The organism is Candidatus Binatus sp., assembly GCF_036567905.1.
In the GTDB taxonomy this organism is placed as follows: domain Bacteria; phylum Desulfobacterota; class Binatia; order Binatales; family Binataceae; genus Binatus.
In genome coordinates, this window is the sequence record NZ_DATCTO010000076.1 from 13,336 (window position 1) to 38,721 (window position 25,386).

The following is a 25,386-nucleotide window of genomic DNA, read 5'->3' on the forward strand; positions in this document are numbered from 1 at the left end:
CTATGGCTTCCCGGCGCGAACCGACTTGATGACGCGCTCGACAATGTGCGCGGCGTCGATTCCGTCGGCTAGCGCGGCGTAGTTGAGCATGATGCGATGGGCCAGTGCGGCGACCGCCACATGCTCGATATCTTCACGCGCGATATTGGCGCGCCCGTCGAGCAGCGCATGCACCTTGGCGCCCAGAATAAGCGCCTGCGCACCGCGCGGGCTCGAGCCGAACATCACGTAGCGATTGACCATCTCGTCGTGCACGGCGCTGGCTTGCTCGCTCACGAAGCGCGAGTTCTGAGGCTGCGTGGTTCGCACCAGTCGCGCCGCGTAGGTCTCCATCGCCGGCGCCACCATCACTTCGCGCACCAGCCTTTTGAGCGCCTCGATTTGCTCGGGCGCTTCGGTGGCGTGGAAAACCGCTTCGATCCCCGCTTCTTCGGGCCCGGTCGTCGAGGAGATGATTCGAGTCAGTTCGCCTTCGTCGGGATAGTTCAAACGGACTTTGAACAGGAAGCGATCGAGTTGCGCCTCAGGCAGCGGATAGGTGCCCTCCATCTCGATCGGATTGAGCGTCGCCATCACGAAGTACGGCGGTTTGAGGCGGTAGGTGGTGCCCGAAACCGTCACCTGCAACTCGGCCATCGCCTCCAGTAGCGCAGACTGCGTCTTGGGCGTCGCGCGATTGATTTCGTCGCCGAGCAGGATATGGCAAAACACGGGTCCCGGCGCAAAGCTGAACTCACGCCGCCCGTCGTCGCCCGACAGAATCACGCGCGTGCCTGTAATATCGGCCGGCATCAGATCGACGGTGAATTGAATTCGGTTGAAGCTCAGATTGAGCGCCAGCCCCAGCGTTTTGACCAGCGTCGTTTTGCCCGTGCCGGGAACGCCTTCGATCAGCACGTGGCCGCCGGCGAACAGCGCCGACAGCAACTCCTCGACGGCCTGCTCGTGTCCGATGATCAGCTTGTGGATCTCGGCCTGGATCCGCCGGAACGTCCGGGCGAAATCCGCCACCGTTGGCGTTTCCGCCTGCACCTCGCTCATCTTTCGAATACCCGTTTGATAGTAGTTCGATCTTCGGCCGGCACGGCGGCGCGCGCCACCGGCTCGTCCGGCTCCTGCTTCAGGCTGAGCGGCGCGCGCACTTTGGGCGGGACGTAGGCGTGACCGGCGCCCTTCGCACCTTGATCGACGGGCCGCGCTTCGATTGCGATCTCGAAACCCTCGGTGCCGAACTTGGACGCCGCAGGTGCGCCGAACAGGCTGTCGGGATCGGCGCCGGTTCCGTGCGCCGCGCCGCCGTTGCCGCCATTCTCGCCGCTATGCTGAATCCCGCGATCGGTCGCGCGGTTGTCGTGATTGCCTGGGTTGTCCTCGCCGGAGCTGGCTTGCGCGCCCGACTCACCGTAGCCGCCGGGCGAAGACTTGGAATCGGGCTGGCGCGAATCGTCTTGCCTCGGCAGATCGATCTCGCGGTTGGATTTTGGCTGGTCCTGTTTGAACTGTCCCGCGACGTCGCCATGCCGATTCTTCGGCGTCTCAGGAGCGCGATGAATTTCATTTTGAGCCTGATCGCCGCCCGCGTCGGCCAGGCGCAGGTTGAGGCGCTGCTTCGAGGCCGCCTGCTGTCCGGTAAGCCTGTTCTGCAAATGCCCGGCCAGGTCGCGCGCGCGATTCACCAGCTGGTTCAGCGAATTGCCGCCTGCCTCGCCATTCGCCGCGCCCTCCCGAGCCAATTTGTCCTCGAGCCGGCGCATGGTCGCGGGGTCTGCCGTGACCTGCATCCCCGATTCATCGCCCGGATCGGCCGGTCGCAGATGCAGGTCGTCCAGATCGACCGTCAGCTCGTCCTGCCCGCTGCCCCCGGCGATCTGTGGCGGGTGCTTGATTTTTGAAATCGGGATCGCGAGCGCCGCCAGCACGATTGCTCCGGCCAGCGGATAGATCGCGCGCGACACGCGCCGCTGCTCGATCCGCGCCCCCGCGAATTGGTCCTGATGGCCGAGTGTATCTTCAAGCAGGTACGCCCACAGCGAGCCGCGGTTCTGCTGATTCGCGAGCGCGACGATCGTCGAGAGACGCCCCTTCAGCTCGGCCCGATCGTCGGCGATCGCGGCGGCACGCACCGCGCTGGCGCGCATCCGCCAGCCAGCGCCGACTGCGCCCGCGATGCCGGCGCAGGCAATAATCGCCAGCGCCGACGTGCCTGCCAGGAAAGCGAGCGGCGACAGCAGGTATGCACCGGCAAATACCGCGGCGCAGCCCGCGATTGCGATCGCAAGCGTGTAGAAAATCGCGTGCTGCAGCGCCAGCGAGTTGAGTCGCGCGCGGACGGAACCTACCCGGCCCAGGATTCGCCCGAGTTTCTCGTCAGCTCGCCTGTCTTGTGAGGGAAACAACATCTGAAGGCGCCAAGCGCGTGGATCGTGGATTGAGGATAGTTTAGCCCGGCCGACCAAGCAACGACGATTCTCCGGCCCTACTCCCTCAGCGCGATTCCTTGAGTCCGGCGTCGTCGGCCGCTCCCAGCGCAATCGCGGACCAGTCCAGATCGGCGCGCCCCTTGGCTATCGCCGAGATGAATCGATCGCGCAGCAGGCTCGCCATCGGCATCGGCGCGTTCGCCACGCCCGCGGTCTGCAGCACCAGGTCGATATCCTTGAGTCCGAGCGGCAGCCGAAAACCTGCCGGTGTGAACACCCCATGAGCTATGACCGGGCCGTAACCCTGGTACACCGGCGCCGCAAAGATCGTTTTGACCAGCATCTCGAGCGCCGCCGCCGGATCGACGCCGCTCTTGCGCATCATCGCGACTGCCTCACCCATCGCCTCGAGCGCCGCCGCGATCATGAAGTTGCCCGCGAGCTTCACCACATTCGCGGCGCCGGGATTGTCGCCAAAGTCGAATATGTCCTGCCCCATCGCCTCGATGATCGGTCTCACCTTGGTCTTGGCGTCGGCAGGCCCCGAAACGCAGACCCGCAACTGCTTCGCCTGTGCTTGGATCGGCCGTCCGAACACCGGCGCCGTAACCATCACGCTCCCGCGCGTCGCGTGATACGCCGCGAGTTCCCGCGTCGCCGCCGGCGACACCGTGCTCATCGCGATATGAATTCCATCGGGCGCAATTCGCTCGGCGAGCGCATCCTCGCCCATCACCAGCGCCTTGACCGAGGCGTCGTCGGCGAGCATCGAGACGACGATACCCCCCGGATGCGCGACGTCGCCGGCGCGGTCCGCGCGATGCGCACCCTTGGCAATGAGCGGCTCAGCCTTCGACGCGGTGCGATTGTAAACCGTCAGATGGTATCCCGCGGCGAGCAAGTTCGTCGCCATCGGCAGACCCATCGCGCCCAGTCCGACGAACCCGATTTTCTGTGTCATCGGCTGAGCCTACCACTCGGGTCGAATGTCGCAATGAATACGACTGCGCAGCACCCGCCCCGCTCATTTGACGATTGCTGCGGTTGGGGATAGTTTCCGCTCGCCGGGGACATTCATTGCGCATCCCCGCAATTCTCACGGAGGCAAAAAAACCCTTCTATGGATATCAGCAAGGACAAGTTGCTCGAGATGTACCGCACGATGCAGAAGATCCGGCATTTCGAGTCCAAGGCGCGAGACCTGGCGATGGCCGCCGAGTTACCCGGCTTCGTCCACGTCTCCATCGGCGAAGAAGCTTCCGCCACCGGCGTCTGCGCCGCGCTGCGCAAGACCGATCGCATCACGTCAAACCATCGCGGCCACGGACATCTGATCGCCAAGGGCGGACGCCTCGATCGCATGATGGCCGAGATTTTTGGCAAGCGCACCGGCTACTGCAAAGGCAAGGGCGGCTCGATGCATATCGTCGATTACTCGCTCGGCATCCTCGGCGCCAACGGGATCGTCGGCGCCGGCCTGCCGATCGCCACCGGCTCCGCGCTGGGCGCCGTGATCGCCGGCAAGGACGATGTCACCGTGGCGTTCTTCGGCGACGGCGCCTCCAACGAGGGCACCTTCCACGAGTCGCTGAACCTGGCGGCGGTCTGGAAATTGCCGGTCGTCTTCGTATGCGAGAACAACGGCTTCGGCGAGTTCACTCCGATGGCGACCGTGACCTCGGTCAAAGACATCGCCGTGCGCGCCAAGGCCTACGACATCCCCGGCCATATCGTCGATGGCAACGACGTGCTCGAAGTCTTTCGCTACACCAGCGAGGCCGTCGCCCGCGCCCGCGCCGGCGAAGGTCCCACCCTGCTCGAATGCAAGACCTATCGATGGGAGGGGCACGTCGTCGGCGAACAGGCCTTTCTTGGCGACGGCTCCTATCGCGAGCAATCCGAAGTCGAGGAATGGAAGCGCAAATGCCCGCTGATTCGCTTCGAGAAGTGGTGCGCGGAGAGCGGCAAGATAAGCTCGGCCGAACTTAATAAGATCATCGCCGAAACCGAAAAGGAACTCGCCGACGCGGTCGAATTCGCGCGCTCGAGCGAACTGCCCGCGCCCTCGGAAGTCACCGACGACGTTTACGCCTGAGCACCCGCGATCGGAGGTATCGTCATGCCGCAAATCAGTTTTATCCAGGCGATAAACCAGGCCATCGCCGAAGAAATGGAACGCGACCCGCTGACCTTCCTGATGGGCGAGGACGTCGTGCTCGGCGCGTTCGGCGCGACCAAGGGGCTGATCGACAAGTTCGGCGCCAAGCGCGTGCGCAACACCCCGATTTCGGAGGCCGGCTTCGTCGGCGCGGCGGTCGGCGCCGCGATGGCGGGGACGCGCCCGATTTGCGAAGTCGAATTCGCCAGCTTCTTCTATTGCGCCTTCGACCAGATCTGCAACCAGGCGGCCAAGCTCCGCTACATGTCGGGCGGACAGGCCACCATGCCGATCACGTTCCGCGCCGTGTTCGGCGCGATGGGCGGCGCGGCCGCGCAGCATTCCGAAACGGTGTACGCGCAATTTCTAAGCGTCCCCGGCCTCAAGCTGGTCGTCCCTTCGGGGGCGTCCGACATGAAGGGCCTGCTCAAGAGCGCCATCCGCGACAACAATCCGGTGATTGTCTTCGAGCACGGCGCGCTGGGCTGGTCGCGTGAGGATGTCCCCCAAGGCGAGCACCTGGTCCCGCTCGGCAAGGCCGCCGTGAAGCGGCCCGGCGACAACGTGACCGTGGTCGCGATCGGCGCGATGGTCGGGAAGGCGATGAGCGTCGCGGACAAGCTCGAGCAGGAAAAAATCTCGGTTGAGGTAATCGATCCGCGCACGCTGATCCCGCTCGACGAAAACGCGATCCTTGCTTCGGTCGAGAAAACCAATCGAATCGTGATCGCCGACGAAGGCCATCTGCGCGGCGGCGCCGCCGCCGACATCGCCGCGATCGTCGCCGACAAGGGCTTCGACTTCCTCGACGCGCCCGTCCGCCGCGTCACCTCGCTCGACGTGCCGATCCCGTTCAGTCCGCCGCTGGAAAAGGCGGCGATCGCGGACGAGGCTCGCATCGAAGCCGCGATTCGCGACGTGGTCGGACGATAGCCGCGCCCGGCAATTGCGGAACTGACTGTGGCAGTTGAAGTTACGATGCCCAAGTTCGGGCTGACGATGCATGAAGGAACGATTCAGCGTTTCTTCAAGGCCGGGGGAGAGCGGGTCAACGCCGGCGAGCCGCTCTTCGAGGTCGAGACCGAGAAAGTTCTCTACCAGGTCGAAGCGCCCGCGTCGGGGACGCTCGCGATCGCACTGTTCGACGAGGGCGCAACGGTTGAATGCGGCCTGACGGTGGCCGTGATCGCGGAACCGGGCGAGGATGTCGCGACCGTCGCGGCGCGCTACAGCAAATCCGCATCGCAAGCTGCCCGTCGCGATTCACCCGTGACATCGGCGCCGATCAATCGGAGCGCCGCGCCCAAGGCGGGCGGGCGCGATCGACACGCCGTAAGCCCGGTCGCCCGCAAGCTTGCGTCTGAACTCGGCGTCGATCTCGATAAAATCGAAGGCACCGGCCCCGGCGGACGGATCACTCGCGAAGACGTCGAGCGCGCCGCCAAATCCGCCGCGACATTGCAGCCGGCCATCTCCGCGGCGGCGCCGTCCATCGATCGCGTCGCGTTTCGTGGCGTGCGCAAGGTGATTGCCGAGCGGATGTATCAAAGCCTTCACTCCAGCGCGCAGATCACCATCACCGCCGAAGCCGATGTGACGCCGGCGACTGAGTTTCGCGCCCGCCTGTCCAGCGAATTCGATTTTTCATACACCGACATGATGATTCATTCGGTCGCGCGCGCCCTGATGCGCCATCCGCGAATGAATGCGCGCCTCAACGAAAGAGGCAACGACACGGAGATTGTACTTTGCGCAAGCGCGAACGTCGGCATCGCCGTCGCACTCGATGAGGGGCTGATCGTTGCGGTCGTGAATCGCGCCGAGAGCAAGTCACTGCGGGAGATCGCGCTCGAAAGCCGGGCGCTCGGCGAAAAGGCACGCTCCGGCCAGCTCAAACTCGAAGACGTAACCGGAGGCACGTTTACGATAACCAACCTCGGCATGTTCGCTATCGACGCGTTCACGCCGATTTTGAATCCCGGCGAGACCGGTATCCTCGGCGTCGGGCGAATTGTCGAGAAGCCTGCCGTCTATCGCGGCGAGATCGCCAAGCGCGCGATGCTTTGGCTAAGCCTCACCTTCGACCATCGAATGGTTGACGGCGCGCCCGCCGCCCAATTCCTTCAAACCGTGATCGAACTCTTCAACTCCGGCGCAAAGTGATCACCGCTCGTGTCATTCGATCATCGCGTTCTTAATCAATTGTTTTCCCCGGTGCATTCGTGCGGCAACGCCGGATGTGCTTCAGCTACGAAAGCCTTGACAGGGCTTGCGAGTGTGGCCTTTGATCCCAAGAGGAGCGGGACAAGTTTTGACCGCGATGACGCCAGGCTACGCTTGAGCCCACAGAGGAAACCACCATGCACATGAACGTGAAACCCATCCCGACGCTCGACCCCCGGATCAACGAGATCCGCGCGCTCACGGCGCAGATCGTCAACCGCGATATCCTGCCCAACGAGCGCAATCTCTGGGCGGGGTGGCGCGACGGCGCGACGGACGCAGAGCGGCGCAGCGCTCGGGAGCTGCGCGAGTCGATCAAGGAGAAGGTGAAGCATGCGGGCCTGTGGGCGCCGCATCTTCCGCCGGAGTATGGCGGCGCCGGGCTGGGCTTCCTCGAGCATGCGTACATGAACGAGGTGCTGGCCTACAGTATGGGAGCGGCGGCGCTCTTCGGCGTGGTCGCGCCCAACTCGGGCAACCAGCAGATCCTGCTCAAGTACGGCACCGAGGAGCAAAAGCGCAACTGGCTGGTGCCGCTCACCGAGGGCAAGATGGAGTCCGGCTTCTCCATGACCGAGCCCGACTCGGCCGGCTCGGACCCGCGCTCGATCAAGACCACGGCGCACCGCGACGGCGACCAATGGGTGATCAACGGGCACAAATGGTTCACCTCAAACGGGTTCCGCGCCGACTTCCTCATCGTCATGTGCCGCACCGGAGGCAAAGGCGACGACAACGGCCGCATGACGCAAATCATCGTGCCCAAGGACACCCCGGGCGTTCGCATCGTGCGCGGCATCGAGATCTGGGGCCGCCCGAGCGACCACTGCGAGATCACCTACGACGACGTGCGCGTGCCGCTGGCTAACCAGCTCGGCCAAGCGGGCTCGGGCCATCAGGCCGCACAGGATCGTCTCGGGGCGGGGCGCGTCTATCACTGCATGAACTCGATCGGGCAGATGTGGCGGGCCTTCGACTTGATGGTCGAGCGCGCCACGATGCGCGAGGTGCACGGCGGCAAGCTCGAGACCAAGCAGTTCATTCAGGGGTTCATCGCCGACTCCTACATCGACATCCAGGCGGCGCGCTTGATGACCATCCACTGCGCCGAGCGCATGGACGGCGGCTCCGACCCGCGCACCGACATCTCGGCGATCAAGATCTTCGTCCCCGCGGCCTACGAGCGGGTGGTGGACCGCGCGATCCAGGTGTGGGGCGCGGCGGGCGTCTCGGGCGACCTGCCGCTCGCCGCCATGTACCAGGGGGCCAGGACGCTGCGGCTCGCCGACGGCCCGGACGAGGTCCACAGGATCCTGATCGCGAAGAACGTGCTGGGACGGTATCACGCCGGCGAGGGCTGGGACTTCGGCAACTGACCGCGAGCGCTGGCGCCGGTGCGGCGCTTGGATCGACCCCGGATCTTCACTGCGCCCAGGATGATGGAAAAAAGCGCGCGGGCATCGCGGCCGCGCGGGCAAACCCGACCCCTAACCCCTTCTAACAGGGCGAAGCCCGCATGTTCTCTGTTCACCGGGTGCAGGGTCACCCTTGGCCGTTGGCACGGCTGGCCAGTATTAATTCGCAGGGGTCACCCCTGCTGGTTGACGGCAGCGCAGCATTAAGCCGTTGGCAGGGGCCGCGCCCGCCAACGGCGGGCGGCCTTAATACTGGGTGCAGGGGTCACCCCTGCTGGTTGACGGCGCGCCCGCGACGGTGTTCCCTTCAATCCGTGATCGAAAAGAATCTTCAACCACGGCCCAAGATGAACCCCGCATCCTCGAATGCCACTTTGCGCCAGCGTGCGCTGACCGTGATTGCCGCGGCATGGATACTGGCCTGCGTTGCTCTTTGCGGCTCCGCCTTGGCCGCCCCGGCGGCGACGCCCAACATTCTGCCGTCTGAATCGATGGGGGTGTCGAAGGCGCCGCCTCCGCAGCCGATCGATTGGGACAAGGTCACCCAGGAAGCGACCGACCTGCTGTCCAAGTACATCCAGATCGACACGACCAATCCGCCGGGCAACGAGATCGAGGCGGCGCGGATGCTCAGGGAAAAATTTCTGACCGACGGAATTCCCGCCACGACCTGGGAGCCGCAGCATGGGCGCGGAATTGTCGCCGCGCGCCTGCGCGGGATTGGCAAGCATACCAAGTCGATCGTCCTGCTGAGCCACATGGACGTGGTGCCCGCCAACCCCAAGGAATGGGAGGTGGCGCCATTCTCGGGCGCCGTCAAGGACGGAAAAATCTGGGGACGCGGCTCGATCGACGACAAGGGCCCCGGCGTGATCGAACTGATGGCGATGCTCGCGATCAAGCGCGCGGGCATCCTGCTCGATCGCGACGTGCTGTTTGTCGCCACCGGCGACGAGGAAGAAGGCGGTAAGAATGGGGCGGGATGGTTCGTCGATCACGCGAGCAACGTCTTCTCCGACGCCGGCTATTTGATCAACGAAGGCGGCGGCATTCGCGCGCTATCCGACAACCGCAAAGCTTACGTGGTGTCTGTCACCGAAAAGACTCCGCTCTGGCTGCGGCTTACCGCCAGCGGCCCGGCCGGGCACGCCTCCGATCCGCCCCCGGAAACCGCGGTCACGCGGCTGGTGCGCGCGCTGGATAAATTAAGCGAGTACAAAACGCCGATCCGCGTCATCGGGCCGGTGAAGGATTACTATCACGCGATGGCCGAGCTCGATCACGGCCCCAGGCAGCTTCTCGATCTCGCCGCCGCGCTGAAGGACCCCGCCTATCTCAAGCAATTCCTTGGCGATCCGAGCCAGAACGCGCGGGTGCGCGACACGATTACGCCGACGGTGCTGTCCGCGAGCGATAAGACCAACGTGATCTCCGAGACGGCCTATGCCGAAGTCGATTGCCGGCTGCTGCCGGGCAGCGATCCCAAGACGGTCATGAGCGACATTCGGAAAGTAATCGGCGACGACACCATCAAGATCGATGTGATCCTGAACTTTCCGCCAATCTCGTCGCCGTCGCGCTCGCCGCTGATGACCGCGATTGCGACGCTGGCCAAAGACCACGACCGGGCCACCGTCGTGCCCTCCATGATCATCGGATTCACCGACAGCCATTACTTCCGCCATAAGAAGATCGTCTCCTACGGTTTCATTCCGGTCGAAGTGACTCCCGCCGAGGCAAAAGGCGTCCACGGAATCAACGAGCGAATCGGCGTGAAGGAACTCGCTGACGGGATTAAACGGATGGTCGAGTTGCTCCGGATTTTCGGGAGCCGGCAGTAGGTGTTGGCATGATTCGAGCCGGCGCCGGTTTCTCGACCGCACCCAATCCGCGCACCGCCGCCGCCGAGGCCACCGCCGCCGCGCTCGCGCAGGCGGGGCTGAGCCGCGCCAACGGCGCACTGTGCTTCGCGACTCCAGCCTACGGCGCCGCGTATCCGATGATCCTGCGCACGGTGGCTTCGGAGGCGCATACGCGCGAAGTCGCGGGATGCTCGAGCGTGGGCGTCATCGCCGGTGAGACCGAAATCGAATCGGGAAGCGCGCTGGCCGTGCTGGTGTTCGGCGGCGAAGGCATTCACGCAACCCGGTTCTTCGTGCCTACCCTTCGCGGCCGGGCCGCGGGCGTGGCGGCAGAAGTGGCGTCCGCGGTGCGTCCGCAGCTCGGCAAATCGAACCTGCTGATTCTTTTTGCCGATACTTACAACTTCGAAGCCGAGGCGACGCTCGAAGCCCTCGGGACTGAACTGCCCGGCGTGATGATTGCGGGCGGCGGTGCGAGCGAGGACGGCTCGATCGGCGAGACGTTTGTTTTCTGCGGCGATACTGTCAGCTCGAACGCGGTCTCCGGGATGCTGCTCGCGGGAGACTTCGAGCCGGCGGTGGCGAGCTCGATCGCATGCGGCCTGATCGGAAGCGCGCACCGTGTGACCGCCGCCCGCGACAACATACTGATCGAACTCGACGGCCGGCCGGCTTACGAAGTCTTCGCCGAGGCCGCCGGCCCTCTGGCCGGCGATCTGCGCCGCGCGCTGACTTACGTCTTCGTTGCAATTCCGGTGTACGAGAACGCACAGACGATCGAGCGCGGACAATTTGTCGTGCGCAATATCGTCGGCGCCAGCGAGGAACACGGCGTTATCGCGGTCGCCTTCCAGCCCAGGGTGGGCGACACGGTCGGCTTCGTGTTGCGCGACGCCGAGCGCTCGCGCGAGGACCTGAAGGCGACGCTGCAAGAGTTGAGCGACCGCCCGGACGCGCCTGCGGCGTTCGGTCTGTATTTCGATTGCGTCTCGCGCGGCGCGGGGCTCTACAACATCCCGGGTCACGATTCCGCATACATCAGGCGCTACCTTGGACCCGTCCCGATCGCGGGGTTCTTCACTGGTTTCGAAATCGGCTCGCTCGCAGAGCAGACCTCATTGCTCCAATACTCAGGGGTCCTCGCGCTGATATCGGGAAGAAAAACTTAAAGGGTGCGCGTCGGCAGCTTGCGCAGATGCTCCGCGTCGAGAATCGCAGGCGCGGTCGCGTAGTCGGCCGCCTGCCGCGTGAATTCCTCGCGGACAAGATCCTTATGCTCCATATGAGCGCTGCGCGAACTATTGTCGCGGTTCCCGCGCGCGAATCAAGCGCGCAAGCCGCGGCGGCGCGGGATTGCCGGCGCTTGCACGGCCGAAAGCCTTAGTGGTACCTGAAAGGTGGATCTAAGCGGTTTCAAACCGCAGGATTCCCCATCGAAAAAACGGAGGAACGAAAGTTGGATTTCGGATTTTCTGAAGAACAAGAGATGCTTCGGGATGCGGCCAAGCGCTTTCTGGCCGACAACTGCCCGCCGAAGTTTGTCCGTCAGATGATGGCGGACGCGACCGCACATGACCCCGCCTTCTGGAAAAAGCTGGTCGACCTTGGATGGCCCGGGCTGCTCATCCCGGAGAGTTACGGCGGCCAGGGTGGCAGCTTTCTCGACATGACGGTGGTTGTCGAAGAAGCCGGCAAGGTTCTGGTGCCGGGACCCTTCTTCACCTCCGCGCTGCTCGGGGCGCCGCTGATTGTAGAAGGCGGCTCGGACGAGCAGAAGAAAGACCTCCTGCCGCGCATGGCGAAGGGCGAATTTATCGGCACCGTCGCGATCGCCGAAGCCTCGGGCCGCTTCGACGCCGAGGGAGTCCAGCTCAAGGCGACCAAGAGCGGCAAGGAATACACGATCACCGGCGAGAAGTTTTTTGTGCCCGATGCGCACGTGGCCAACGGGATCGCGGTCGCGGTCCGCACCGGCGGCAGTGGCGAAAAGGGAATCTCGATTCTGGCCGTTCCCACCACCGCCAAAGGCCTGACGATCACCCAGCTCAAGACGGTCGATATGACGCGGCGACTGTGCCACGTGAAATTCGACAATGTGAAAACCTCCGAACTTATCGGCAAGGAAGGCGAAGGATGGCCGCTTCTGCAGCGCACGCTCGACATCGCAACCGCCGGGCTGGCGGCCGAGATGGTCGGGACGGCGCAGCGGGCGCTCGACATGTCGGTGGAATACGCCAAGACGCGCGTGCAATTCGGCAAGCCGATCGGATCGTTTCAGGCCGTCAAGCATAAGTGCGTGGACATGATGGTCGCGGTCGAGAACGCGCGCTCGCTGACCTACTACGCGTGCTGGACCGTCGATACCAAGGGCGCGGAGGCGGCGACTGCGGTGCCGATGGCGAAAGCGTACGCATCCGACATGGCCAAGAACGTCACCTCGGAGGCGATCCAGGTGCACGGCGGCATCGGCTTCACCTGGGAGCACGACATGCACCTGTATCATCGGCGCGCGCTGGCCGGCGAAGCCAATTTCGGCAACGCCCCGGTGCATCGCGAGACCGTGGCAAAGTCCCTGCTGGGCTGATCGCGACGAGTTAAGATTGATCGGCAAAGGGCCGCGGGTTCATCGCCCGCGGCCCTTTTTCTTCCTCGACGGCGCGATGAACCATGGCGGAGAGCCTAGCCAATCGACTCTGCTTTTTCTTCTTCTTCGGCGGCGGCGTTGCGCGCGGCGAGCCGATCGCGCATCGCGCGATGGCTCTCGCGGGTGATGGGATAGCGCGAGAAAACCAGCGCACTGAGCAAGTAGAGCGACGCGGGACCGAGCGCAAAGAGCGTGCGCAGATTCTCCCCCGCTTGCTCCGTGATCCCGGCAACGCCGGGCTTGTAACCGACCCAGCTCAGCACCGGGCCGACCAGCAGCAGCGAAACCGCCAGCGCCATCTTTATCGACATCGAGGTGATTCCGCCGTACGCGCCCTCCTGGCGCTGGCCGGTACGCTCCTGGTCCCATTCGATCACGTCCGCCGACGCCGAAATTTGCGTGACCCAAATTCCGATCGCCGAGAATCCGCTGAATGCCATCAAAAAATAAAGCGCCCAAGTGTTTTGCCGGGTCATCAGCATGATCAGCAGCGAGCCGATCGCGTTGCAGATCATCGCGACCACAAAGGCCGGCTTCTTTTCGATCCTGAGCGTGATCCTGAACCAGAACGGATACGAGACCGCCGATCCGGCGAAGTACGCCATCAACCATCGGGCCGCCGCGTTCTCGTCGTGATACCAGTACGTGGCCAGGAAGCGCATCAGGACGGTCGGAATGTTGATGGCCATCACGGCCAGCGTGGTGGCAAGCAGCAGAATGACGAACGGCCGATTGCCTGCAACCGATTTGAGCGACGCGAGCAGCCTGGAACGCTCGTGGGTGGAAAACTCAGCGCGCTCGCGAAGACCCGCGTACGCGAGCATCGCACCGCCGGCCACCACCAGGCCGCAGATCGCGCCGGTGACTTTGAAATCAGTGCCGCGCGCGAACAGGTACGAAGCCGCAAACGGCAACAGCGCTCCGCTGATGTCGCCGACCGTGCCCAGCAGCTGGCGGAAGGTGGAGAGCTTGGTGCGTTCGTCGTAGTCGAGCGTGAGTTCCGGCATCAGCGCGCCGTACGCGGTTTCGTAAAACTTCCGCGACGTGAGCATCAGGAAGTAGAAGCCGATAAACCACGCAAACAGCCCCGCGCCCAGCAGCGGCGGCGGCGACAACAGCAGGTAATAGCAGACCGCCATTGGAATCGACGCGATAAAAAACGGCCGGCGCCGTCCCGACTTGAAGCGCGCGCGATCGGATATATTGCCAACCAACGGGTCGGTCAGCGCGTCGATCACCAGCGCCAGGAAGAATGCAAGCCCGGCCAGCGATGGAGAGAGCCCCTTGCGATCGGTATAGAAATAGAGAAGGTGAAGCCCGAGCAGGGTCGCGCACAGGTTGAGGCCGGTCTGCGCCTGCGCGTAGATTAACAGGGGACGAAGGCCAATCTTCTCGCTCAAATCCCGGTTTGCCACAGGTCGCAGAGACTACCCGATAGACATGCCTACTTACAAAGCGATTGCAATTCCCGGTGCGACTCGACTATCGAGGTGGCGATGAGAATTCTCGATCGCACACCGCTGCGTGAACGCCGGCTGCTGCTGTGGCCGCTCGCGCTGCTTTTGACGCTCGCGCTGGCGGCGCAGGGATGTTCGTACGTCAAGTCGCTATGGAGTTCCGGCGACGACACCGATCTCGACGATGCGGCCTACGCCAACGAAGGTGAACCGCTGCCGCCTCCTGTCGCGCACGTCGCGATCAGCTACCGGCGTCCCGGCGATGCGCTCGCACGCGCGACCGTAATCAAGTACTTCGGCGCCGAAGTGATCGCGAACCATCAGCGTGACGCGTCGCATACCGAGTCGGTGGTGCGATTCGATGGCGGCGTTCCGATCTGGGAGTTCAAAGCCGACGAAGGCACATTTGGTTCGATCACCGGCGTCGGTGCGGCCAAGTACACGCTCAAGAATATCGAGTACGCAAAAGTGCCCACGCATTTCACCCAGATACTTCCCGAGGAAGGACCGCCGGAGCCGCTCGATCGCGGCGCGTACTACGTCTTTCAGATCGAGCGTCAGTCGGGCTCGGCCAGTTACCAGGCGGTCAAGGTGCTCGCCGATGGGTCGCTTCAGGCCTACAACGCTCAACCCCGGGCGGGCAGCAGTTACCTGCTGTGCTGCAACCTCACGCCGGATTTCCCCGAGCCGGTGATTCTGCCCGATACGACTCAAGACACCGGAACCGAGAACCCGCCGTCCGACGAATCTCCCGACCAATCCGGCGCTGCTCCAGACCAATCGGGCGCTTCTGCAAGCGGCACGCCATAGCGCTCTTATCGCTCTTTTTCGGCCACTGGCCGCCTGATCGAACTCCCCGCTGATTTCGAAATTCTCTAATGAATCGGCTTAGTTTGTCGGTTCCGAGGGGCATTTCAGTTATGAATTCGCATTCAGTAATGAATCAGTAATCGTAATTGACTCACGATTCATTTTCGACTAAAAGCTGCATTAGTGGGTCAAGTAAATCGAGAATTAGCCGACGCTCCGAATCGATTCGATCGGCGCCGTGAGAAGACGCGCGTCGATCTGATCCAGGCGGCCGAACGCGTCATCTCGATCAAGGGGTACCATCAGACGCGAATCGCCGACATCGCGACCGAAGCCGACGTCGGGCTGGGCACCTTCTACCTGCACTTCAGAACCAAGAACGAAATCTTTATCGAGCTGATCGAGCATGGCGCGGCGCAATTGCGGCGCGAACTCGCCGAGGCGAAGGCGGGCGTCCATACGCCGGCCGAGAAGCTCAAAATCACGATCGATACGATTCTCGACGCGGCGGCCGAGGCGCCCGAACTGTTTCGGATAGTGTTCGGCCATAGCCCTGCGTTTCTGGATCTGATGGTCCGCGTCCACGAGGTATTCATCGGCGACCTGCGCGACGACCTCGCTCCCGCGGTCGGCGAGCGCGCCGACGCGATCGCGCATCTCACGATCGGGATGTTGTCGCAGGCGATTTCATGGCTGCTCGCCAGCGGCGATCTTTCCCACGCGGAACTGAAAAACGTCACCGTAAATTTTGCCCTGGGCGGACTCGAGCGCGCGGCACGGCTCGGCGCCCCTTGAATCTGGAGGATTCTCACGATGGCTCAAGACCGCACCGTTGTCAGCACACCGCTCGAAAGCATTTTCCACTGGGACTACAGCGTGAAGTTCCCGCAGATGGACCGGCTCTACGAGAACGCCAAGCGCGATCAGTGGAACGTCTCGACCACAATCAACTGGGACCGCCCGATCGAGAAGGAGGTTCTGGACATGACCATGATGCCGATGTTCCAGACCGAGCTCTATCGATCGCTAAGCCCGGAGAACCAGCACCAGCTCGGCCGCAAGTTCGCCGCGTGGCGGCTCTCGCAATTCCTGCACGGCGAGCAGGGCGCGCTGATGGTCTGCGGGCAGTTGGTTGACGCGGTGCCGGACCTCGACGCCAAAATGAACGCGGCGGCGCAGGTCTTCGACGAAGCGCGTCACGTGGAAGGCTTCCGCAAGTACATCACCAAGCTCGATCGCATCTACCCGATCGATCCCACGCTGGAGCGGCTGCTGCGCGCAATCCTGGAGCACGATCGTTGGGAGCCGAAGTACGTCGGGATGCAAATCGTCGCCGAGGGACTGGCGATCGCGGCGTTCCGTTTCATGCAGCGCGAGACCAAGGACGAGCTGCTCAAGGAACTGCTCGAGTACATCATGAAGGACGAGGCGCGCCACATCGGCTTCGGGATGCTCGCGCTGCGCGACGCCGTCACCAAGCTCAAGGGCAAGGACAAGAAGGACCTCGAGGACTTCGCCTTCGTCGCCTGCGACATGATGGTGACCAAGGTCGTTGACGGCAAACCCAAGGACGGCTTCCTGTCGGGCACGGATGTGTTCGAGGAAGTCGGCATCTCGATCAAGGACATCGAGGACGAACTGCATCGCAACCCGGCGTGGGCGGCGGCGGAGAACGACATGGAAAAGCAGTTCAACTCGTTCCTGTTCGTCGATACGATCATCCCGTGCCTGCGGCAAATCGATCTGATCAACGATCGCACCGAGTCGTGGTATCAGCAGCTCGGCGTGATGCAGATGGCGCCGGCCGCATAGCTCGCAATCAGCACACTGTGAATGATGAAGGGCCGGTCATCCTCGACCGGCCCTTTTCTTTCTGAACCCTCTGAGATGCTGATGAGCTACTTGCGGAACTTCGCCAGCGCAGCGCCGGAGAGCTTGTAGTTGGGCTCGCTGAATTCCTCATCGACTCCGCCGGTCGGCTCGAACCCCAGGGTCTGGTACAGCGCCGCGGCGTTGGTATTGGCGCGAAAACAGGTTAGCTGCACCGCGCGGCATCGAGGGTAGCGCGCAGCGATCATCCTGATCGTCTCGGTCAATCCGGCGCGTCCGTAGCCCTTACCCTGATGCGCCGCGTCGATCATGATGTCGTCGATCCAATAGTCATCGGCACTGGACGGGTCGCATACGGTGGTCGCGTATCCGACCACCTCGCCTGCGGCCACAATGAGATGCGGCAGATGCTCGAATCGGTCGCCGAACAGGCGCACGTAGCATCGCGCGAGCGTCCATCGCGGCGGAGTGACGAAACTGGTCTGCTCGGGCCGAGGCTGCATCGTGAACAGCTTGCGGTAATTGCGCCGATCGACCGGCTCGAGAACGACTTCGACGTCGGCCGGCTTCATGATTGCATTTGCACAAAGATGTCGCGGGCGTGCTCGTCGCTGATGCGCTTGACCGACGTAATTCGATCCGCAAATTGCGCCAGCGACGACATCTCGGCCGAGCCCACGTCAACCAGCACCGCAAAAATCGAAAAATCCAATTCGTCCTTGCGCTCGCGCAGCCGCGCCAGCCATTGGGGACTGACCTGCGATTCACCGTCGGTGATGATCACGATGTCGCCGCGCTTGAGTTTCTTTTCGCCAAGCAGTTCGACCGCCGCGTCGATCGGAGCCTCGAAGTCGGTGCCGCCGCCGGGGAAGTACTCGGCCATCTCGATGACCTTGTTCAAGTCGGGCTGGTAGCGCCGCTCGCGATTGAGGTCGAGCACCTTGAGGCTCACGTCGCCCGAGGAAAACATGACGGCGCGGAACAGGCGGCGCTGGCGCCGCGCGATATCCATCAGCGTCAGCGCTACCGCCTTGGACCACATCTCCTTGTCGCCCTGCATCGAGGAGCTCACGTCGATACACACGACCATCGGGCCCTTGCCCTTGGGCTCGTCGTCGCGCAGCCGGTACTGAAGGACGGCGCCTTCGAGTACGCGGCGATGGAAATCGCGCTTGAGCACGGGATGATGCATCGCGAGCAGCTCGGCGGGAATCAGGCGTCCGAGCTCGGAGCCGAGCTCGATGTCGTAGGCTTCGGCGACGCCGCGCTCGAGCGTTTTGCGCTTGAGCGCGCGCGCGTCCTGCTTGAACCGCCCGACCATCCGCGCCAGCTCGCCGAGTTTCTTGTTTCGCGCGAGGCGCCGCCCAAGCTCGAGGCGCGCGCCGGCCGCGACCCGTCCGCCCTGGCCGAATTCGCGGCTGAAGTCGTGACTGTCGTCGGCGGCTTGATCGATTTCCCGGGCCAGCTCGGCGGTCTTGAGCTGCATGCGCTTGAGCGCGCTCTGATCCGCGCCTTTGAGTTGAGTTTCGAACTGCCGCGACTTCTGATTGAGCCGCGCCTCGGAGACCTTGGCCGCGCGTTCGGCCGCGTCGGCCATCTCCGCGAGCTCCTTTTTCGTGTTCGCTGCCCGCTCTTTTTTTTCTTCGCTGGGATCGGATTCGTTTTCGTTTTCGTTCGATTTCTGGATTTCGTTGACGGCGTTGACCGCCTCGGCACGCGCTTCGAGATCCTGCTCCTGGCGCGCGAGATCCCACAGATCGAGCATCTCCCCGCGATTGATGAGCTTTTCGGATTTTATCATCTCGAGCGCATGCTCGCTCATTACTATCGCCGCGATCGCGGCCTTGTCTTCTTCGAGTGCGGTGCGCGATCGCAGCGCCTGGAACGCCGACGACGGGACGATTTGCTCGAGGATGGTGCGGTTGAGCGCGGCCGCGTGGCGCACGTCGCCGGATTTGCGCAAGACCGGATTCATCTTGAACAACGCGAAAAAGAGGTCCTGCACCAGTGCGCCGAAATGAGGGACCAGCCGCTCGCCGGACTGCGCGAGATCGGCGACCGAGGGCGCGTCGGCGACGATTTCATTCCACGTGCGCCGGTCGTAGCTGTCGCTTTCGAACCACGACGCATTAGCAGGCACCACCGGGACATATCGGCGTCGCGGCTGGATGATTTTGGCTTTGCGCGCCATCGGGATCGATCCTACGTCACTGAAAACCGGCCCGCCACGGCTGAAATCGCCGCCATTGCGTCACGATGGCGCTTGAATGTATCGCTGGATGCGTAACACAATTGAGACAAGGGCTGCGTGGTGAATACTTGGGCCCAGTGAAAAAGTGAAAAAGTGAACTTCGCGCGCCAGCGCCAATGAGATGACGCAGGAATCTGAAAGCAACACGCTCTCGAACCGGCAGCACGCGTTGATCCTCGCGGCGGTGCAGGAGTTCATCTCGACCGCCGAGCCTGTAGGTTCGGCGCAGATTGTCGCGCGCCATCAGTTGGGCGTGCGCGCCGCGATGGTGCGCAACATGATGGCCGAGCTGGAAGACGGCGGTTACCTGCGTCAGCCGCACACCTCGGCGGGCAGGGTCCCGACCGAGAAAGCGTTTCGCTACTACGTCGATCATCTCGCCACGGCGACCAGGATCGGCTTCGAGGATCGCGCGCAGATTGAGCTGCATTATTCGACCGCGGTGCGCAACCTGGGCGAAGTCCTGCGCGACACGCCGCGGCTGCTCTCGATCCTGACGGGACAGGCGGCGCTGGTGATGGCGCCGCGGCTGGAGGCCTCGATCCTCGAGCGCGTCAACTTCGTGCGCCTGCGCGACAAACAAGTGCTGGCGGTCTTCGTCGCCGCCAAAGGCGCGATGCAAAACCGGATTGTCGATGCCGAGCGCGACCATTCGCAGGACGAACTCGATCGCATGGCGCGCTACCTCAACGAGTCGCTCGAAGGACGCACGCTCGACGAGGCGCGCCGGTGGATCGAGGCGCAACTGCGCCAGGAGCGGGCCAACTACGATCGCTTCATGCACGACGCGCTCGCCCTGGGCGAGGCGATCGCGGACTACGCCGGGCGTCCGGAGCTTTACGTCGAGGGCAGCCTGCAGGCGCTGGAGCAGCCGGAGTTCTCGGATCGCGGCAAGATGCGCGAGCTGTTGCGCGCGCTCGACGATAAAACCGCGCTGCTCGAATTGCTCGAGCGCAGCCTGACCCACGCCGGGCTGACGGTGTCGATCGGCTCGGAGAACTACGACCCGCGCCTGTCGTCGTTGAGCGTGGTTGCGGCGTCGTACGCCAGTGGTTCGAGCGCGCTGGGCAGCCTGGCGATCGTGGGTCCGGTGCGGATGGACTACGACCGGGTGATACCGCTGGTCGAGTACACTGCGCGCGCATTGTCGCGCTTGATGGAGTACTGAGAGAGGAACTCGATTGCGGTGAAACCCGCCGTGGGTTTCACACTTCCTTGGGCATGGGTAACCACTGCATCCAATGCTAAGAAAGGATGCGGACCTCGCCCTGTTCGAACGAGTTAGGGCGCAGCTCCGCCGCTCTTTTTCGTGTGATCTTTTTTTCTATCGTTCTGTCTTTCTGTGATTCTAGGGCGAAAGCTGCTGTAGCGAAGAATCCCGGAGTGTGTATATAACGTAATTTCCGCTAGACGTTAGAAGTTACGGTTCTCGCGGTGGTGTCCTAATTTGGGCATTAACGTACTTGACTGACCGTAGAGGCCAAGATAATGTCCCATTTGGAAGACCACACCGTAGAAGACCACGATGAGATTCAACTGCTCGCGGGCTGGCGAAAGCGACTCGAACTGGAGCGCGACAACGTGAAATTCCGGCTCAGATACGATGGTCCTTTGCCGAGCGCCAGTAGGAGAGACACGCGCTGCAAAGAGAAAAATCAAATACGTTGGAGACTTCATCATCAACTGGCTACCGTCGTCACACAAGTAGATTTCTCACGGGTGTTTACACATACGGACAAAAGCGGATTGCCTACATTCGTGAACAAACGCTTCAAAGGCTACGGCTTTATGGCGCTCATCTCGACGGCGGATGTTCTAGTCTGCGACCTGTCGATTCAACTGGAACGCCGCGATTTTGTCGGCGGAATTCTCAAACCCGAAGGCGATCTCGATAATCGCCTGAAGACCCTGCTCGACGCGCTGCGATTGCCGCAGGATGAAAATGAAGTGATGCCGCCGGATGATCCCGCGCAAAAGAAAAACTGCCTCTGCCTGCTTGAAGACGATTCGCTAATTACCGGACTGAATATTCAGGCCATCACTTCGCTAGAAGACCTGCCCAAGGGAAACGTCCGGCTGAGCATCGACGTTGAACTGAAAGCGCACGATTTGCAGGGATGATTACTTCGCGAGTCGAGGATCGTCGGTTGAGACGCATTCAGAGGTAATTCGGTGGATGATTCCGAACGCATCATCAAAGAGCTTCAGAAGCTCAATGAGGAAATCAAAGACATTAGTAGCTGCGTCAAATTTCTCACGGTAATTGCGTTGATTTTTGCGATCGTTGGTGGCGGGCTTATATTATGGCGACTCTAAAGTAAGTCATTCCAGCCGCGGATCGTCGGCCGCGAAGCATTCCGCGTTAAATGAGGGGGTTCCTGACTCGCTGTATTTGTGCAACGTCTGACGATCTGCTTCACACTCGGCCAACGTCTCGAACGGTGCCCCTTGATGCCATTGCGAGAGGGGAGCATCGGGCACAAAGGCGCGCGCCATCGTCTCGCAGTCTTTACCCCAGCCGAACCATCCGCGCGCTAATTCGGCACTAACGCTCTGACGACATACCCAGGTATCTGCGAGACTGGGGGGAATCATCAAATACCAGCCGACAAGCGCGAGCGCGGCAGCGTGGCGAAAATTCATAGGCGTAGTCAGGCTTTTGGCTTGGCGCTATCTAAAAGGTCGTTCACGCGCGATTGCATACGCTTTAATTCCTCTATGGACGCGGCTTTATAGGACTTTGCTCGCTTAGCTATCTCCAGAATTTCAGATAACGCCGCATGAAGACCGCTTGGGTTAGAGCCGGTCGCTTCTATAAGTTTCGCGGTAATGTCCTTAATGACATCTTCCCCATTGTCGTAAATCTGAACCATCGTTGCAACTTCGTCCGCTGTGGCGCTGAGGGTTTCCCTATCCTGTCGAGATAATACTATTTTGAACAGTTCTCCGATGGATTGTTGAATATCGTTGCCAAGGCGACTCTCTTCCTCGATTTGTCGCCCAAGTTCAGCCATCTCCGCATCAATCTCGGCGAGCAAGGAATAGACTGTGGAAGCCATTGATTGAGAACCATCTTCTTCCCTCGCTTGCGCTCAAGGCACACGAATGCTACGCGTTAAACAACGCGAGGGATTGCGTGTCAGATTTATGAGCGGTCAACCCCGGCCAGGGTTCGACCGCTCTTTTATTTCTTGCGCGGCTTCGACTTCTTTATCCCGGTCGCCTTGGGCGCCGAGAGCACCTTTCGGGCGAGCCGCCGGAGATTGTCGAAAGCCTGCTTCGGCTCAAATTCTAAATCTTCTGCCTTCGGTTTCACGGCGGGGAGTCTAACACGTCTGCGCCCTCCTCTCCACTGTTTACGCCGGTAAGGGTTCGGTCGCTGATTCGGTCTTGCCGGTCAGTTCCGAATACGTCAGCCGTCGCCCAAGGACGGAACTGGCAACGTCGATAAACCGCTCCCCGTCGTTCGCCTTGCGCGCGTTGTAGCGGAACGCCTGCTCATCGAGATACCGGAACAGGTGAAACGGCTCGACGCTGACATACGTACCTTTCAGACTGCGTTTCAGCAGGCTCCAGAAATTCTCAATTTTGTTGGTGTGCACGTTCCCATCAACGTAGCGTTCGGCGTGATCGATGACGTTGTGCACGTAATCTTGATCGAGGCCGTGATACCCCATGAACGCATCGGTAAAGACGTAAGAGCCGCCCCGCACGTAGCGGCGTACAAGAGGCTGGAGCGTGTCGCGTTGCGTGTTCGGTACGTGCGTGAGCCGGACCTTGGCGCTATGCCGATCCAGCAGTCCCATCACGATTGCTTTTCCGGCCCCGCCCGTGGCCGTGATTTTGATCTTCTTGTCCTTGTGCATATTTCGGGCGAGGCCGCCGATAAAAGTCTCGTCTGCTTCCACTTCGTTCCCGTCGAATTGCGCGAGCGAACGATCCTGCATCGCGAGCCGGATGCGATGGTCCATAAACCACGCTGTCTTTTGTGTCACGCCGAGGCCGCGCGCCATTTCGTAGCTGCTAATCCCGTTCTTGCAGTTGGCGATTAGCCACATCGCGGGCAGCCATTTGTCGAGGCCGATAGACGAGTCCTCGAATATCGTTCCGACCTTGAGCGAGAACTTGGCGCGCGGGTGCTTGGCGTAGCATTTCCAGAGCCGCGCATTTTCGAGATACGTGACGTTCTCCGATTTGCAGGTCGGGCAACGCACCTTGCCATCCGGCCAGCGCATCTCGATCATGAATCGCTGGCAGTTCTCGAAGTGGCTGAAGTAACGAATCGCTTGTTGGAGTGTGCTTGGATACTTCATGCGCCAAGCATACGCCCGCGCACGTGGTCAGTCAAGTATATTGTTGCCCTAATTTGGGCGCGTTTGTTCAGGGATGAACTGGTTCATCCTTATGGAAAGCAAAACTGTGTGGAATCCTTCTCTCCGTGAGGTTTCGGTCGATACGGCTCACGGCGGAAGTGATCAAATTGACGGCTGTCGACGATTGCGTGGTCCCTTGCGCTGCACGCCGTCATTGTTAGATATACACTATACGCTGAAGGAAAGATCGGCGCAGCTTGGTCCGGTATGACCAAATGAATGAATGGAAAGCCTTAAGCGGTCGCATCACCCTATTCCCGACCGCCCCTCCGTCGCCCTCGGCATTTGAATTGTATCGGCGAGTTTGGGGTGTCGAGCCGGCCAATTTTCAGCAACAACCGAATGCTCTTCTGCCGACCGTTGCCCAAGGGACGCGTAACGGCATAGCTGCACAATTGCTTTCCCACCCTACCCGGATCGACTTCAGTCTCTCGCCGGCGTCTGCCCCAGGTGACACGGCGACGACCTCGCTAGCTCTGATTGATGATACGAGTTAACTTCACACCGAACTAATGGGGATAATAGACGTCATCGCCAAAGGCACTATCTCAAATTCTGTTTCCCGTGTGGCGTTCGGTGTTCAATTCATCACTGTGAAGGCGAATGTCGTAGAAGCCAATAGGACGTTGACGACAGTCTTGCCCGATCAGTATCGCATGAAAATTACTGACGAACAGGATTTCATTTTCCAAATCAATCGACCACACATGAGCAGTAAAGTTGGAAATATTACAATGAACTTTCTTACGAAGTGGAGTATGGAGCGGCTGCAAGTTGTAAGCATGGAAATTCCCGTCGGCGGCGCGCCTATCCCCACCCCGGGAGGCACCTCTTTCGCGCCGCATGATGTTAAGGTTAAGGATTTCATCGCCGCTAGTGTGAGGTTCGACAACAATAATGTCCCTACGATTTCGCTTACTAGCGGCCAACAGTCGTCGCTATTGCTTGAAGGGCTTACTGCGGTAGAAGCAGCACAACGCAAAATTGGCTTGAACATTGAGGGATTTTAAGATGCGAGCTTTATGGACCACGGTTTACCATCAAGCAATGGTAATTCTGGGTTCAACTTCTGAGTCATCTGCGGACATCTCAAGCGATCCCGCCCGGAGTTACTCATACACGGTACATTCGGGCTCCAGCGAGTTTGATTTCGTAGAGATTCCCCCGATCAGGTCAGAAAGCCGGGTTTTGAAAACATGCTTCTCAAGCGTGCCCGTTATTGAGCAATGGGAACTGAGCCAAAAATATCAGGAGCTCGGAGAGGCGCTCAGCGAGATGATCACACTTGAGGGAGCGGACGAATGGAGAATTGAACCGTCCGTTTATCATGCGGCGAGCTATGTTGCCGCGAAACTTATGGAAGATTTGGTTCCTGCGCCGCAAATATTTACTCATGGACCAGAATCGGTTGTTTTCAATTGGTCGGACCACGACGACAATCTGTATCTAACGATTAGTGCAAACGAGATTTCCGCACTGATATCCTCGCCACAGCGCATTACCCGACGAATGGATTATTCAGGAAATCAGTTGCTGAACCCTTCCCACCTTCTTCCTTTTGCTCATTCAGGAAGACCGATCATTTTGATCAGTAGATCAGACACCGATCTCCCAGAGTTCATCGAATAGTAACTGCGCGGGGGCGATATGGGATGCGGGCGTATTCCAGACGGCGATAGTTTGTTTCGCCATTGCATCCATCCCGTCTCGTTTAGTCGAAAAGCGTTCGCTCTGGAGAAGTTCATCCACTTGCGGCGTGAGTCCGACGATTCTCTTCTCGGGTCGCTAGTTTGGGAACGGTTCTGGCCTGCACCCCGAAAACTCAGCCGAAATGAGGTAGAGTCCGTCGCCTGAAAAGGAGACGGACAATGAAAGGGAGTCGCTTCAGCGAGGAGCAGATCATCGGGGTGCTGCGCGAACACGAGGCCGGGGCAAAGACCGAG

At 61.3% G+C, this 25,386-nt stretch carries 24 protein-coding genes; 15 read left to right on the plus strand and 9 right to left on the minus strand.

What is annotated here, in order from left to right; all coding sequences use genetic code 11:
- The 3 genes from VIO10_RS12035 to VIO10_RS12045 all read right to left on the minus strand — a co-directional run bounded on the left by VIO10_RS12035 (position 1) and on the right by VIO10_RS12045 (position 3,381).
- Positions 1-1,041: an AAA family ATPase gene (locus VIO10_RS12035; RefSeq protein WP_331964322.1), complete on the minus strand. Its 1,041-nt coding sequence runs from the start codon at positions 1,039-1,041 to the stop codon at positions 1-3.
- Positions 1,038-2,399 carry a hypothetical protein gene (locus tag VIO10_RS12040; protein ID WP_331964325.1) on the minus strand — a complete coding sequence of 454 codons (1,362 nt, stop codon included), beginning with the start codon at positions 2,397-2,399 and terminating at the stop codon, positions 1,038-1,040. The genes VIO10_RS12035 and VIO10_RS12040 overlap by 4 nt, the downstream gene beginning before the upstream one ends.
- 85 nt (positions 2,400-2,484) lie before the next feature.
- Complete coding sequence (locus VIO10_RS12045; RefSeq protein WP_331964327.1) at positions 2,485-3,381, minus strand: NAD(P)-dependent oxidoreductase; 897 nt, start codon at positions 3,379-3,381, stop codon at positions 2,485-2,487.
- Between the two features lie 159 nt (positions 3,382-3,540).
- Between VIO10_RS12045 and VIO10_RS12050 the strand changes: the two genes are divergently transcribed.
- From VIO10_RS12050 to VIO10_RS12080, 7 genes are all read left to right on the plus strand, one after another.
- Positions 3,541-4,515 carry a thiamine pyrophosphate-dependent dehydrogenase E1 component subunit alpha gene (locus tag VIO10_RS12050; protein WP_331964329.1) on the plus strand — a complete coding sequence of 325 codons (975 nt, stop codon included), beginning with the start codon at positions 3,541-3,543 and terminating at the stop codon, positions 4,513-4,515.
- A gap of 24 nt (positions 4,516-4,539) precedes the next feature.
- Positions 4,540-5,511: an alpha-ketoacid dehydrogenase subunit beta gene (locus VIO10_RS12055; protein WP_331964332.1), complete on the plus strand. Its 972-nt coding sequence runs from the start codon at positions 4,540-4,542 to the stop codon at positions 5,509-5,511.
- A gap of 27 nt (positions 5,512-5,538) precedes the next feature.
- Positions 5,539-6,741 carry a dihydrolipoamide acetyltransferase family protein gene (locus VIO10_RS12060; protein WP_331964335.1) on the plus strand — a complete coding sequence of 401 codons (1,203 nt, stop codon included), beginning with the start codon at positions 5,539-5,541 and terminating at the stop codon, positions 6,739-6,741.
- Positions 6,742-6,944: 203 nt separating this feature from the next.
- Positions 6,945-8,177: an acyl-CoA dehydrogenase family protein gene (locus VIO10_RS12065; RefSeq protein ID WP_331964338.1), complete on the plus strand. Its 1,233-nt coding sequence runs from the start codon at positions 6,945-6,947 to the stop codon at positions 8,175-8,177.
- 386 nt (positions 8,178-8,563) lie between these two features.
- Positions 8,564-10,057 (plus strand): M20/M25/M40 family metallo-hydrolase, encoded by a 1,494-nt coding sequence (locus VIO10_RS12070; protein WP_331964341.1) that lies wholly within the window; start codon positions 8,564-8,566, stop codon positions 10,055-10,057.
- Positions 10,058-10,065: 8 nt separating this feature from the next.
- Positions 10,066-11,247 carry an FIST signal transduction protein gene (locus tag VIO10_RS12075; protein ID WP_331964344.1) on the plus strand — a complete coding sequence of 394 codons (1,182 nt, stop codon included), beginning with the start codon at positions 10,066-10,068 and terminating at the stop codon, positions 11,245-11,247.
- A gap of 287 nt (positions 11,248-11,534) precedes the next feature.
- Positions 11,535-12,662 carry an acyl-CoA dehydrogenase family protein gene (locus tag VIO10_RS12080; RefSeq protein WP_331964347.1) on the plus strand — a complete coding sequence of 376 codons (1,128 nt, stop codon included), beginning with the start codon at positions 11,535-11,537 and terminating at the stop codon, positions 12,660-12,662.
- Positions 12,663-12,757: 95 nt separating this feature from the next.
- On the opposite strand, the gene VIO10_RS12085 is transcribed toward VIO10_RS12080, so the two are convergent.
- The gene (locus VIO10_RS12085) at positions 12,758-14,122 is read right to left on the minus strand and encodes an MFS transporter (RefSeq protein WP_331964350.1); all 1,365 of its coding nucleotides are present in this window, start codon (positions 14,120-14,122) and stop codon (positions 12,758-12,760) included.
- Between the two features lie 90 nt (positions 14,123-14,212).
- On the opposite strand from VIO10_RS12085, the gene VIO10_RS12090 reads away from it, so the two are divergent.
- The 3 genes from VIO10_RS12090 to VIO10_RS12100 all read left to right on the plus strand — a co-directional run bounded on the left by VIO10_RS12090 (position 14,213) and on the right by VIO10_RS12100 (position 16,801).
- Entirely contained in the window at positions 14,213-14,989 is a 777-nt protein-coding gene (locus tag VIO10_RS12090) for a hypothetical protein (protein WP_331964353.1), read from the plus strand.
- A 183-nt stretch (positions 14,990-15,172) separates the two neighbouring features.
- Positions 15,173-15,784 carry a TetR/AcrR family transcriptional regulator gene (locus tag VIO10_RS12095; RefSeq protein WP_331964357.1) on the plus strand — a complete coding sequence of 204 codons (612 nt, stop codon included), beginning with the start codon at positions 15,173-15,175 and terminating at the stop codon, positions 15,782-15,784.
- 18 nt (positions 15,785-15,802) lie between these two features.
- On the plus strand, positions 15,803-16,801 hold the full coding sequence (locus VIO10_RS12100) for a ferritin-like domain-containing protein (protein ID WP_331964360.1): 999 nt from the start codon (positions 15,803-15,805) through the stop codon (positions 16,799-16,801).
- An 86-nt stretch (positions 16,802-16,887) separates the two neighbouring features.
- Here the strand turns inward: VIO10_RS12100 and VIO10_RS12105 are convergent, their stop codons facing one another.
- Positions 16,888-17,391, minus strand: a complete 504-nt coding sequence (locus tag VIO10_RS12105; RefSeq protein ID WP_331964363.1) for a GNAT family N-acetyltransferase — start codon at positions 17,389-17,391, stop codon at positions 16,888-16,890.
- Positions 17,388-19,010, minus strand: coding sequence for a vWA domain-containing protein (locus VIO10_RS12110; protein WP_331964366.1), 1,623 nt, complete (start codon positions 19,008-19,010; stop codon positions 17,388-17,390). The genes VIO10_RS12105 and VIO10_RS12110 overlap by 4 nt, the downstream gene beginning before the upstream one ends.
- 181 nt (positions 19,011-19,191) lie before the next feature.
- Between VIO10_RS12110 and hrcA the strand changes: the two genes are divergently transcribed.
- From hrcA to VIO10_RS12125, 3 genes are all read left to right on the plus strand, one after another.
- Positions 19,192-20,238, plus strand: a complete 1,047-nt coding sequence (gene hrcA / locus VIO10_RS12115; RefSeq protein WP_331964369.1) for a heat-inducible transcriptional repressor HrcA — start codon at positions 19,192-19,194, stop codon at positions 20,236-20,238.
- 329 nt (positions 20,239-20,567) lie between these two features.
- Positions 20,568-21,191 (plus strand): hypothetical protein, encoded by a 624-nt coding sequence (locus tag VIO10_RS12120; RefSeq protein WP_331964372.1) that lies wholly within the window; start codon positions 20,568-20,570, stop codon positions 21,189-21,191.
- Between the two features lie 51 nt (positions 21,192-21,242).
- On the plus strand, positions 21,243-21,386 hold the full coding sequence (locus tag VIO10_RS12125) for a hypothetical protein (RefSeq protein ID WP_331964375.1): 144 nt from the start codon (positions 21,243-21,245) through the stop codon (positions 21,384-21,386).
- Positions 21,387-21,392: 6 nt separating this feature from the next.
- On the opposite strand, the gene VIO10_RS12130 is transcribed toward VIO10_RS12125, so the two are convergent.
- The 3 genes from VIO10_RS12130 to VIO10_RS12140 form a co-directional block, all read right to left on the minus strand.
- Positions 21,393-21,713, minus strand: a complete 321-nt coding sequence (locus VIO10_RS12130; RefSeq protein ID WP_331964378.1) for a hypothetical protein — start codon at positions 21,711-21,713, stop codon at positions 21,393-21,395.
- 8 nt (positions 21,714-21,721) lie between these two features.
- The gene (locus VIO10_RS12135) at positions 21,722-22,129 is read right to left on the minus strand and encodes a hypothetical protein (protein WP_331964381.1); all 408 of its coding nucleotides are present in this window, start codon (positions 22,127-22,129) and stop codon (positions 21,722-21,724) included.
- Between the two features lie 297 nt (positions 22,130-22,426).
- Entirely contained in the window at positions 22,427-23,383 is a 957-nt protein-coding gene (locus VIO10_RS12140; RefSeq protein WP_331964384.1) for an IS1595 family transposase, read from the minus strand.
- A gap of 572 nt (positions 23,384-23,955) precedes the next feature.
- Between VIO10_RS12140 and VIO10_RS12145 the strand changes: the two genes are divergently transcribed.
- Together VIO10_RS12145 and VIO10_RS12150 are read left to right on the plus strand one after the other, a co-directional pair.
- Positions 23,956-24,453, plus strand: coding sequence for a hypothetical protein (locus VIO10_RS12145; protein WP_331964387.1), 498 nt, complete (start codon positions 23,956-23,958; stop codon positions 24,451-24,453).
- A 1-nt stretch (position 24,454) separates the two neighbouring features.
- The gene (locus VIO10_RS12150) at positions 24,455-25,072 is read left to right on the plus strand and encodes a hypothetical protein (protein WP_331964390.1); all 618 of its coding nucleotides are present in this window, start codon (positions 24,455-24,457) and stop codon (positions 25,070-25,072) included.
- Positions 25,073-25,386: the final 314 nt, after the last annotated feature.